Genomic DNA, 11,240 nt, shown 5'->3' with positions numbered 1-11,240 from the left:
ATGGCAAAGAGACGAACGATTAGCATAGAACGTAAAAAAGCGATGTTTGGCGTGTTGTTCGTAACCCCCTGGTTGCTGGGCTTCATCTTACTCATGGCCGTTCCATTTATTCAGTCGCTGCAATTCAGCTTTAGCAAGCTAACGCTTACGCCAGATGGATATTCCTTGAAATTCGTGGGTCTGGACAATTTCCACCATGTGTTCTTCGTGGATGCCTGGTATGTCCGCAATTTAACGGAAGCCGTGACGAATATGGCGCTGAATGTGCCGCTCATAATCTTCTTCAGTCTATTTACAGCTACGCTGCTTGCGCAGAAATTCAGGGGGAGGATGCTGGCCCGCGCCATCATCTTCCTGCCGGTCGTATTGGCATCCGGAGTCATTGCAAAGCTGGATAGCGGTAATTTTCTGGCAAGCTTAATGGGCGCAGCTTCAACGGACTTGGAGAGCAATTACTCTGGCTTGCGAAGCATCGAGCTTGAACCGCTTCTGTTTGAAGCGGGGCTCAGCAGGGAGATCGTCTTCTATTTGACGGGTGCGGTGGATCGAATCTATCAGATTATTAGTTCGTCGGGTGTGCAAATCTTGATCTTCCTGGCGGGGCTGCAGTCGGTTTCTCCGTCCCTGTACGAGGCGGCCAAGATCGAAGGGGCGACGGGCTATGAAGCCTTCTGGAAAATTACGTTTCCGATGATTTCACCGCTCATCTTAACGAATGTGGTCTATACCATCATCGATTCCTTCTACAACAACAATGTCACGCAGATGATTCAAAGTACGGCTTTCGTCAACTTGAATTTTGGCGTCAGCGCGGCGATGTCCTGGGTTTACTTTCTGGTCATATCGATCATTCTGGTCATCTCTACGTATCTAATCTCGAAACGGGTCTTCTACTACGACTAAGGGGGAGAAGAAATGAAAGGATTCCTCAAGACAAATGGCCGCATTTCTGCTTCCGCTGCTCTTCAAGCGGTCACGAGGTGGTATGACAGCTATAATCCCGTTGAGAAGGCAAAGCATTGGCTGTGGATTATTGTCCGTGCCGTCCTCCTGATCGGTATCTGCTTTATTATTCTGTATCCGATCATAACGAAGGTCTCCCTTGCGTTCCGGGATAAACAAGATATGTTTGATTCAACGGTCGTATGGCTTCCGCGAAATTTCACATTGGATAATATTAAGCTCATCTTCGGCTATCTCAACTATACCGAGGCGGTCACGAATACCTTCATCTTAAGTCTGACGACCTCGATCCTTCAATTGGTCTCATGTGCGCTGGCCGGCTACGGCTTTGCAAGATTGAAGTTCCGCGGCAGCGGCTTTCTGTTCGGGGTCGTGATCTTCACGATCGTCGTTCCGCCGCAAACCATTATGGTTCCGACATACCTGCATTACCGGTTCTTCGATGTGTTTGGTCTGATCGGATTATTCACAGGTAAGCATGGCGTGAACCTGCTCGAAAGCTTTTGGCCGTTCTTCATTTCCTCCGCCCTGGCGATGGGACTCAAGAACGGGCTCTACATCTTCATCTTTCGTCAATTTTTCCGTTCACTCCCGAAGGATTTGGAGGAGGCTGCCTACGTGGATGGAGCGGGCATTCTGAAGACCTTCGCGAGGGTTATGCTGCCCAATGCGGTGCCGGCTATCGCAACGGTCATGCTGTTCTCCTTCATCTGGCAGTGGAATGACAGCTACTTTGTTAACTTATTTGCGCCGAACTATACGCTGTTATCCCGCATGCTCGATCTTCTGCCGGGCATCATACGGCCAGAGTATGTCGGAGGCATCTCGCATACCTCGTTATACTTGAACACGGGCACGCTGATGGGCATATTACCGATCTTCGTTCTTTATCTATTCGCACAAAGATATTTTGTCGAGAGTGTGGAGCGTACGGGGCTGGTGGGCTAATACATGGATGATGTCATCGCAAGGTTGAAGAATGGATTCGTCGTATCCTGCCAGGCACTGGAGAACGAGCCACTGCATGGGGCATCGATCATGGCCGCCATGGCGCGGGCTGCGGAAGAAGGCGGCGCGGCAGGAATCAGAGCCAACAGTCCGGCTGATATTTCGGCAATCAAGAGCAAGTGCTCCCTGCCGGTCATCGGTCTGTATAAGAAGCATTATCCGGACAGTGATGTCTATATTACGCCAACGATCCGGGAGGTCAGCGATGTCGTGCTTGCGGGAGCGGATATCGTGGCCGTTGACAGCACCTTTATGTCGAGACCCCGGAATGAAAAGCTGGAGCAGCTGATCGCTGAAATTCGGAAGAGCTTTCCGCAAACGTTAATTATGGCGGATGTTTCTACATTCGAGGAGGGCGTGCTGGCGATGCAGCTTGGGGTGGATATCGTGTCGACGACCATGTCGGGCTATACGCCCTACAGCCCCCAGCTCGCCACACCCGACTATGATCTGGTCGGAAAGCTAGCCGCGCTTGCGCGTGTGCCTGTTTTTGCTGAGGGACGGATATGGTCGCTCGAGGAATGTATCCGATGCTATCAAATGGGCGCCCATGCGGTTGTGGTCGGAACAGCCATCACGAGACCTCAGGAAATCGTCCGGAGATTCGTCACGAGTATTCAAGCGAAAATGCAGGAGTCTTAGCAGGAGGTGCAAGGGTGAACGGGAGCCAAGAAAACCGTTATTTGCAGCCCGGTGAGCATACCGCCGGGATACGCAATCTGATGCTCTTTTATAATGGGCATTATGAAAGCAACGCGGGTATTTGGAAGAAGGAAGATTTCGTACCCTATATTAGCTATGTCGATGAGAGCGGCCAGCCCCAGGAATGGTTTTTCGATGGAGCGCTGTTTCTGGCGAAGTGGTCCATCGCATTCCGCGGCTATGAAGGATATGAAGTTGGAGATGGACGCTCGAACAACCTGGAGGACTGGCAGTGGTATTTGGATAAGACGTTTGGCGAAGCCGGTGACTTGGCGGAATTGAATAAGGCCGTGGAAGAGGTTTCCGCTCAGCTGAACGATCCCGGCTATAAGATGAAGGTCGTTCTCATGATCCCGTATCCCGATCCCAGTCAGAATGAGTTTGGCGAGCTTGCGGGAAGCGGTCCGCTGAGTTTCGATTACAGGCGGGTTGCACCTGATGAAGCGCACCGCAACAAGCAGATGGTCTTGGAATGGTATATCAGGCAGCTGTTGGAGCGTTGGAAGGCGGCCGACTTGGCCTGCCTGGAGCTCAGCGCTCTGTATTGGATGAACGAGGCGGTTCACCAGTCCGTGCCATTGGAGGAAGAGCTGATTGGATGGACCAGAGATCTTATCCATGACGCAGGGCTGAAGTTTTTCTGGATTCCTTACTTTAGTGCCGAGAATTATGGGAAGTGGAAGGAGCTCGGCTTCGATGCGGCTGTCCTGCAGCCGAACCACTTCTTCACGGATACGGGCGCTGACCGGATTAGGGTCACGGCCGATATGGCCGCTAAGGCTGGCATGGGCTTAGAGATTGAGGTTGACTATCGGGCATTCGGAGAAGACGGAGCATTCCGCGCTAAATACCTCAATTACTTGAACGGCGGCATTGAATACGGGTATGCCGGCGACGTCTTCCGGGGGTATTACCAGGATGTGAAGCTGCTTGCCTCTGCAGCGTATAACGAAGATCCGGTGAAGAGAGCGATTTACGATATGACCCACCGGTTTGTTAAAGGTACCTATGTCCGAACGGATATATAGCAGCTTCGGGGATTGTAAGGACCTATGTTGGTGAGGCGGCTGAACTTCGGTGCAGCTGCCTTCCTGAGCGGAGCAGGAAGAATGATTCTGGAGAAGCGCCAGCGGTCGCCTTTGTTACCGGATTTCAACCTATTCTCGTTAATTCAAAGGAATTCGGTAACAACAGCGATCGGAAGAACATTCTGCCTGCGCAGCGGTTTGTATTCCGACCTAGTTCAACTTAAATAGCAAAGCCGTTATGCGAGTTCATTGAGACTTTAATCAGGGATGACTTGAATGTCCATGAAGGAGGAGAAAGGGTGAAGCTGCATTTTCTAGGGACGGCCGCGGCAGAAGGTTTTCCCGCCATGTTCTGCCGCTGCGAGCACTGCGCGAGGGCGCGCCAGGCAGGCGGACGAAATATCCGGACGCGGAGCTCGGTCATTATTGACGATATATTGAAGGTGGACTTTCCGCCGGATACCCTTCATCATGTGCTGCGTGACGGAATAGATCTCGGGCTTGTCGAGGATTTGTTTATTACGCACACCCATTTGGATCACCTTCGAGCCGAGGACCTTGCCATGAGGCTGCCCGTCTACGCTCACGGGCTGGAGCATCCGCTGCGTATTTATGGACATGATGCCGTGGTGCGCAAATGCCGGGAGGCTGTTGGCAGACCGGATGCATCGCGTCTCCAGTTAAGCCGAATCGTTCCTTTTCAAACCATTGATACAGGCACGGCAAAAGTGACGGCGCTGCCCGCTAACCATGACCCGGATGAGACCTGTCTGCTCTTCTTGATCGAAAAAGACGGCCAACGGTTATTTTACGGACATGATACGGGCCTGCTTCCCGATGAGACATGGGCATGGCTGGAACGCACCTCCTTGGATGCGGCTATATTGGACTGCACGAACGGTCATTTACCGTTTACCGGGGGCCACCTCAATATCGAGGCTGTACTGGAAATCCGCAACAGACTGCGGAATAACGGAACACTGGCGAAGGACGGGAGGGTCATCGTAACTCATTTCTCCCACAATATCGGGCTTCTGTATGATGATCTGAAGGGCATATTCGACCCTGAACAAATCGTGGTAGCGTATGACGGTATGAGACTAAACCTGTAAATGATGGAGGTGAGCTTGAGTGGCGTTGATTCCCCCGTTATCCCTTTCCGGAACGTTCTTGCAGCCTTACTTGGGTGGGAATTGGTCAGAGAAGCAATGGGATGATGAATACATGTACATGAAAGATATTGGGATGCATCAGCTGATTCTGCAATGGTCAGCGGACAGTCAGCATTACACTGCCGCGTATCCGACTTCTCTCCCGGGTTTTAAGCATCAGACGAAGGTTGACGTTGTCGAGCAGGCGCTGCTGCGCGGCGATCGCTTCGGATTCGAGATTTATGTCGGACTGCATCTTAACCATGACTGGTTTGGCAAATATACGAGCGATCCGGCGTGGCTGGATCACGAGGCGGATCTGGCTAGCGCATTAGCCCGCGACCTCTGGGACAAATACGGGCACTATGCCTCATTTACCGGATGGTACTTAAGCTTCGAGCCCGACAATGTGAACCAGCCGCAGGAAAGCGACTGGGATCAGTCCATTTCCTTCTACCGCAAGGTCGGTGGCGTCATAAAGTCCCTCACACCGGATAAACCGATCATGGTCGCCCCTTTCTTCGTAGACGGCGTCGGTCAAACGCCGAAGCAATGGGGAACGATGTGGTCGTATATCCTTGCCCGCAGTCCAATCGATATCGTGAACCTGCAGGATGGCGTTGGCGCGGCACATTCGCTGCCTGAGCACCTGCCGGCCTGGTTCTCGGCAACGAAGGAAGCTCTTGAACGGTTGGATCGGCCTGTTGCATTGTGGAGCGATACGGAAACGTTTCGGACCGTGAACGGGAAATTCGCTCCAGTGGAGTTTGCCCCCGTGCATGCGTGCATGGAGCTGGTGGCGCCGTTCATCAGCAACTTCACTTGCTTCAGCTTTAATCATTATGTGAGTCCGCAGCAGGTTGATCCCAAGTACTACGAGACCTATAAGCAAGCACTCTCGAACGGCAGACGAATCAGCTAGATACAGAAGAATCAGGCGGCCCCAAGCGATGCTTAACAGCCCGTAAGCCATTAAGGCATACGGGCTGTTAATCGTTATCGTTAAAATCTCTTAGAAGGTAAGTTTTTACGTCGTACGAAACTTTGGTATAATGGAGGAATTAGAACCATTAGCGAAGGGCGAGATCAGATGACGGAGACGATCGGGGAACGTATTAAGAGAATTCGTTTAAGCAAAGGTAAATCGCTTTCCGAGTTAGCGGAATCCGCTGAAGTCGCGAAATCCTATTTAAGCAACGTTGAGAGGGGCATTCAAAGCAACCCCTCCATTCAATTTATCGAGAAGATTGCGGCTACGCTGAATATAACGCCGAATGCGCTGCTGTTCGAGGAGACCGAGCAACAAGAATTGGATTCGGAATGGGCCCAGCTTGTGCTCGATGCGATGGCATCCGGCATCAGTAAGAATCAATTCAAGGAGTTTTTGGAGTTTCAGAAATGGAAAAAAACGCATGAATAAGGGAACCCTATTGTTAAGAAACGCCTCTGTCGAAGGAGGCGTTTTTTTATTATGCATGAAGCGACATAAAATAATTTCGGAAATGCGCATAATATGACAAATTTTGCTATGATACAAACTGTATACTATAGCTATAGAATGATACAAAACGGGAAGCTATGAGATATGTTCTATAACTGGGCACCTTGGACATATGGAGCGAGTGGTGCACCCACCCCCAATTACGGAGGCTGCGAACTAATGGAAAACACAATCGATGTAGCGCGTGGACTAGATCCTGAATGGCGGGAACTCATATGGATGGCTCGCGAGCAAGGATTGTCAGTCGAAGAAATACGTTCGTTCTTGTGGCAGGGGGATAATCAAGATCGTCAGGTCGTTCATGGGATCCAGGAAGGCTATGTTTATCGCTGAGGCTCATGATGCCAAATAGTATTGTTAGCAAGCATTATCTCGATTTATATCATTTTCGTATGTACGAACCGGGAACGAGTGTGGAAGAGTCCGCGAATCATTGTCGCCGCGGAGTGACTCTTAGCACTCGTTTTTTCTTTGTTTACTTTCGAAAAAAGTATTGCTCTCAAAAGAATAATTATATATATTTAAAATTAATTATATATAATTATTCCGAAGAGTTCAGAGGAGGCAATTTCATGAGGCTGATCAAACGAGCTGTTCATATCGACTTTCATACGATGCCGGACATTCCCGATTTCGGGGCACATTTTGATGCGAAGGCATTTGCGCAGACACTGAAGGATGCACGCGTCGAATACATTAATGCGTTCGCCAAATGCAATATCGGTTTCGCGTATTATCCGACGGAAATCGGCGTCCAGCATCCGCATCTGAAATTCGATATGTTCGGGGAGATCCTCGAGGAATGCAATAACGAGGGAATTGGCGTAACCGCTTACTTTAATGTTGGACTCGATCACGAGATGGCCAGAAAGCATCGCGACTGGACCGTTCTCAACAAAGAAGGCCAAGTCATCTACGACGACCGGTCGGCAAACTTTTTCCGTAACATGTGCTTTCATTCCGAATACCGCGGCTACATGCTGGGCATGATTCGCGAGGTTGTGGAGAAATATCCTTCTATCGAGGGCGTCTTTCTCGATTGCATCGTTGTCCGTCCTTGTTACGGGAATGAATGCTGCGAAGGCATGCGGGAACGCGGAATGGACCCGTTGAACGATGAGGACGTCTTGGCGTTCGCCAAAGATAGCATTCTCGATTTCTGCCGGGAAGTGAAGGCCATTGTCGGTCCGGATAAGTTTCTTTACTTGAACGGCTTGGAGCCTGCAGACACGGAAGGGCTGCGAACGCACAATGAAATCGAATGCCTGCCGAGCGGATGGAGCTATGATTTCTTCCCCGCCCAGGTCGCCTATGCGCGTAATCTGGGGCAGCAAACGTTCTATATGACTGGACGCTTCAACGTTAACTGGGGAGACTTCGGCGGGTTAAAGAGCAAAGCCTCGCTGCTTAACGACTGCTGGGATGCGCTCGGCAACGCCGTACCCACCTCGATCGGCGATCATATGCACCCCCGCGACGGTCTGGATCCGGCAGTCTATCAGGTGATCGGCGAAATTTATGAAGAGCTCGAACGATATGAACCATGGACCGACTATGCCAAGGCAGTCGCGGATATTGGCATATTGACGCTTGCCGGCGGGAAGCTGGACGTATGCCATAACGGTGCGGTGCGGATGCTGGGCGAGCTGGATTATACGTATGATATTATCGATGAGCGGCATGATCTATCGAAGTACAAGGTCATTCTGCTGCCGGACGACGTCCGGGTAACGCCTGCATTGAAGCTGAAGCTCGAGGCCTTCGCTGCGGCAGGCGGCGGGATCATCAGCTCGGGACATTCCGGCTTGAATCCCGAAGGGACGGCGTTCGCGCTTGATGCGTGGAACATGGCCTATGAGGGTGAGGATACGTGGAACAGCTCGTATTTCCGCATGCTGGAGGATACGGACGGAGAAGTGCCGGATATGCTGTGCGGAATATATAATCAGTCGATCCTGCTCCAAACGGGAGAAGGCTCGCGATCGATAGCCGATTACTATCAGCCGTATTTTAACCGGCAATGGGATGGCTTCCACGGGACGTTCTATACCCCGCCGGATCGTTACGCAGGCCGTCCGGCTGTGGCGAGATCGGGTAATATTGTTCAGTTCTGCTTCGCGATCTTCACCTCTTATATGGAGTATGCCGTCAATGCGCACAAGTACATGGTTAAGTATTGCCTGCAGCAGCTGCTGCCGGAACCGGTTCTGAAGTGCGAAGGCATTCCGACAACCGCGCGCGTCACCGTTACCGAGAAGGACCAGTTGCGCATGATTCATATCAAGCTGACACATCCGGAGCCGAGAGGGAAGTACAATGTGATTGAAGACCGGCAGACGCTGCACGGAGGCGTTGTTTATTTGAAGGGCGGCGAGCATGTGGAGCGGGTCTACCTGGCTCCTACTCAGGAACCGCTTGCCTATGAGCTCAAGGACGGTTATATCCGTATTCCCCTGCCGATCGTGGACGGATATGCGATGGTCGTTGCCGAGTTTAAGCAGGTGTAGTTAGAGGCTGGTACGAGCTAAGGGAATCGAAGAGGACTGTCTCTGGTCAAGCAAGGCTTGAAGGGACAGTCCTTGTTTTGTAGATGCTGCATAATCCGCGTGCAAAAGCCTATTTTGTTACAAAATGTATATTTCTGATACTAAACTATCATCTTCTCAGGTATACTAGAAACAAAAAAAGGTTACAGGAGGGAAAAATGAACAGATTATGGAAGCTGCTTCTGGTGATCGCATTGGTTCTGCCCATCGCCATAAGCACATCATACGCAGAAGCCCCTGAACAAAGCAATACAACTCATGAGACAGGGGCAGTAGCAAGTACAATTGCAGGTCAAAGGGAGTATGTTGTCGATTTGGCGCGGTGGGGCATCCGTAAGGATGGCACACATGCAGTGGAAACGACACGCGGGATCAACAACGCATTAATGTGGGCGAGCTCACAAGGGATAACAACGGTGAGTCTGCCTACGGGAACTTATTTGATCGATAAGAACAGCCGGATCACGATGGTCAGCAACATGACGTTCAAGCTGGATAATAAAACGGTCATTCAGAAAGAGACCAACGGGAAAGAAAGTTATGAGACGCTGTATGTTGGCTACGGAATAACGAATGTTAAGCTGCAGGGAGGGATATACCGAGGCGACAAAGCAACGCATGATTTCTCCAAGAAGGACAATAAGTATACGGCGGGTACTCATGAGAGCGGAGTAGGGATTAAGTCGGAGGGAGCCGTCAATTTTACGGTCGAAGGAATCAAAGCTGAAAATTTCACGGGTGACGGAATGATTATAGGAGGCAAAGGAACGCTAATTAAAGATCTCTATGCGGCGAATTTTGTAGCAGGATCTTTCGATGCGCGCGGCTTGCCGGTTGCGGATAAAAATTCGATTCGGACGAAAGCTCCGGTCATCTTCTCAAACCCGATTCTTCTCAAGGAACAAACCTTCGAATTGACCAACAATATCAATCTGCCCAGAACTTTCGATATTTATTTTTACAGGAATGACAACACGTTTCTAACGAGCATCAAAAATACAACGGTACAGAATATCATTCAAATTCCTGCAGGTGCGGCAAAGTTCCAGCTAGTGTTCAAAAAATCTGCCGCGACAGGCGCATATGTAGAGGTCTGGAATAAAGCGGTGTCGAAAAACGTCGTGGTGAAAGATTCTGAATTTGCCTTTAACCGCCGTCAAGGAATTACAGTAGGCGGAGGGGACCAGATACAGATATTAAATAGTGTGTTTCATGATATGAAAGGCACAGCCCCTCAATCGGGCATCGATGTGGAAGGCGGCTTCGGTGAGAACGGGTATCGAAACACGAATATTACAATCAGAGACAATGAGTTCTACAACAATACTGCTTATGATCTCATCTTGTATGATGGGTGGAATGCCATTGTCGAAGGAAATCACTTTGCCTCAAAGGGAGTCATCGGTCTAGCCGTGAGTACGCCGTTTACCGGTGCTGCGGTGAAGAACAATCACTTTGATGGAACAAGGATCGTTGCCTATCATGATGCAACCTTCATTGGTAACCTTATGAATGATTCATATACCTTCTTCGAAGGCCCGAACATCACGATTGAGAAAATGACGTTTATTGACTCCATACTGGCCATGACGAGCAGTAAACCATTTGGAGTAACGGCTACCGATATTACAATGTACAACAATAAAAAACAGGAATATGCGCTAAGCATATGGAAGAAGCCTGTCCGTTTGACAAACGTGACGATTCATGGCGAAACCCTCTTAAATACCGTCGTAGGCGGTTCCGAGGAAGGAAGTATCTTCGATAATTTGCAGCTGCTTGGCCATAGCGGGGCTAACCTGCCAAGAGGGACGTATAATAACTGTGTCTTCGAATCGGCTGCAGGCAATAAGAGAGACCTGGCAGTCACTACTGCAGGTAGTTACGTATTCAATGGCTGCAAGATCAAGTCAGCGTCAACAGGTCTTTATCTGGATAATAAAGCGAGCAGCTTTACCGTTAAAGACAGTACGTTCAATATAACCGGCAATGCTCCGGCCATATCCGTGCAAGCGGCTAAGAAAGTCGAGCTGCTGAACAATACCATTAACGCAAACCAACTTACGCAGCCTTCGATTCCGATGATTAAAATCAACGATTATTGGAAGCGGACGGATCCCTATGACGTATTCGCAGCTACGATTAAAGATAATCAAATAACGACAAATATTGCTGCCATCGGCATTTCGACTTCATATGCAGGTGTCGGGGCACCGCCATACACGGTGACGAATAACGTATTGAAGAAAGCAAAGCTGGAATTAAAGAAAAATGATCTCACTGCAAAGAATACGTTACAATAAAGAACGAAGACACTGGCGCGATCCAGTGTCTTCGTTCT

Annotated in this window: 10 protein-coding genes and 1 riboswitch; all 10 genes read left to right on the top strand. The window is 50.0% G+C overall.

Annotated elements, in window-relative coordinates; translation table 11 throughout:
* The 10 genes from NNL21_RS09830 to NNL21_RS09785 all read left to right on the top strand — a co-directional run bounded on the left by NNL21_RS09830 (position 1) and on the right by NNL21_RS09785 (position 11,202).
* A complete protein-coding gene (locus NNL21_RS09830) occupies positions 1–903 on the top strand; it encodes a carbohydrate ABC transporter permease (RefSeq protein ID WP_204817222.1) in 903 nt (300 codons plus the stop codon).
* 12 nt (positions 904–915) lie between these two features.
* Complete coding sequence (locus tag NNL21_RS09825; RefSeq protein WP_204817225.1) at positions 916–1,911, top strand: carbohydrate ABC transporter permease; 996 nt, start codon at positions 916–918, stop codon at positions 1,909–1,911.
* Positions 1,912–1,914: 3 nt separating this feature from the next.
* The gene (locus NNL21_RS09820) at positions 1,915–2,613 is read left to right on the top strand and encodes an N-acetylmannosamine-6-phosphate 2-epimerase (RefSeq protein WP_204817228.1); all 699 of its coding nucleotides are present in this window, start codon (positions 1,915–1,917) and stop codon (positions 2,611–2,613) included.
* A 14-nt stretch (positions 2,614–2,627) separates the two neighbouring features.
* Positions 2,628–3,701 carry a DUF4855 domain-containing protein gene (locus tag NNL21_RS09815; RefSeq protein WP_204817231.1) on the top strand — a complete coding sequence of 358 codons (1,074 nt, stop codon included), beginning with the start codon at positions 2,628–2,630 and terminating at the stop codon, positions 3,699–3,701.
* A 299-nt stretch (positions 3,702–4,000) separates the two neighbouring features.
* A complete protein-coding gene (locus tag NNL21_RS09810) occupies positions 4,001–4,813 on the top strand; it encodes an MBL fold metallo-hydrolase (protein WP_204817234.1) in 813 nt (270 codons plus the stop codon).
* A gap of 19 nt (positions 4,814–4,832) precedes the next feature.
* The gene (locus NNL21_RS09805; RefSeq protein ID WP_204817236.1) at positions 4,833–5,774 is read left to right on the top strand and encodes a DUF4434 domain-containing protein; all 942 of its coding nucleotides are present in this window, start codon (positions 4,833–4,835) and stop codon (positions 5,772–5,774) included.
* Between the two features lie 168 nt (positions 5,775–5,942).
* The gene (locus tag NNL21_RS09800; RefSeq protein ID WP_204817239.1) at positions 5,943–6,272 is read left to right on the top strand and encodes a helix-turn-helix domain-containing protein; all 330 of its coding nucleotides are present in this window, start codon (positions 5,943–5,945) and stop codon (positions 6,270–6,272) included.
* Between the two features lie 142 nt (positions 6,273–6,414).
* A riboswitch (cyclic di-GMP riboswitch) is annotated at positions 6,415–6,498 on the top strand.
* Positions 6,499–6,512: 14 nt separating this feature from the next.
* A complete protein-coding gene (locus NNL21_RS09795) occupies positions 6,513–6,686 on the top strand; it encodes an anti-repressor SinI family protein (protein WP_204817241.1) in 174 nt (57 codons plus the stop codon).
* Between the two features lie 239 nt (positions 6,687–6,925).
* Entirely contained in the window at positions 6,926–8,860 is a 1,935-nt protein-coding gene (locus tag NNL21_RS09790) for an alpha-amylase family protein (RefSeq protein WP_204817242.1), read from the top strand.
* A 197-nt stretch (positions 8,861–9,057) separates the two neighbouring features.
* Complete coding sequence (locus tag NNL21_RS09785; protein ID WP_204817243.1) at positions 9,058–11,202, top strand: right-handed parallel beta-helix repeat-containing protein; 2,145 nt, start codon at positions 9,058–9,060, stop codon at positions 11,200–11,202.
* Positions 11,203–11,240 lie beyond the last annotated feature (38 nt).

This window comes from Paenibacillus mendelii (genome assembly GCF_024498075.1).
GTDB lineage: Bacteria > Bacillota > Bacilli > Paenibacillales > Paenibacillaceae > Paenibacillus_Z > Paenibacillus_Z mendelii.
This window is presented reverse-complemented; position numbering and strand designations above follow the sequence as displayed.